This is a genomic window from Cupriavidus sp. CP313 (assembly GCF_054072015.1).
The window spans coordinates 1-764 of the sequence record NZ_JBSVZB010000093.1 but is presented as its reverse complement, the minus strand read 5'-3'; the positions used below and the strand labels follow the sequence as shown (position 1 = coordinate 764).

Genomic DNA, 764 nt, shown 5'->3' with positions numbered 1-764 from the left:
GGGGGATTCCTTCTATGAGCAGTACTATGTCAAGGCCTTTGTGAACTCACTGGCTCTCCCTGGACGTGGCCAATACCTACGTGCAGGAGGGTTCGAAGCCGATTGTGCGCGCGTCAGACTTGGTCTGACCACCTTCTATCCGCCGGCGCCTGGCCGGCCTCATCCTGCATGCGCATTACGCCGGAATCATCGCCGGGAACATACCCCATCTACATGAATCGGTTGCATCAGCAACCCAGGAATCCCACGGGCATGTCCACTCCAAACCGTGTCAGTCAGATACTCCGCTTTCCTGCAAGCCTAGAGGGGGCTTAGGCCGACTTCAGGTGTGCGCCTTCAGGGATGACACCGTCTTTCAGATAGCGCCACAGCGCTATCGCGAGCCGTCGGGCGACCGCAACGATCGCGATGCGCCGTGCCCGGCGATTTGGTCCCGTGCCCTGCGTGCGCTGGTTAAACCAGTGCGTCAGCGCGCTGTCGGGCTGGTAGCGGAGCCAGCACCACGCCATCTCGACCAGTAGTGCGCGGACGCGCCGGTTGCCTTGTTTGCTTATTCCTTGGTCCACCTGGCTCTCGCCACTGTCGTATGGCTGCGGCACGAGGCCCACGCAGGCACCCACCTGGCTCCGGTTGCTGAAGTCCCTCCAGAAGAGTTCGAGGGCGAGGCGTGAGGCGCTCACGTCGCCAATTCCCTTTAGGCGCGCCAGGACCTCAACCCGCTTGCGCGCGGGTGCCGGCAGGCTTGCTTGTCGGGTCTTCTCCAG

1 protein-coding gene is annotated in these 764 nt (G+C 62.4%); it reads right to left on the bottom strand.

Translation table 11 applies throughout. The annotated features are described in order from the left end of the window. Positions 1-311: 311 nt before the first annotated feature. Positions 312-764, bottom strand: a 453-nt coding sequence (locus ACW4E8_RS41035; RefSeq protein ID WP_456809699.1) for a transposase, incomplete at its 5' end; no start/stop codon positions are given.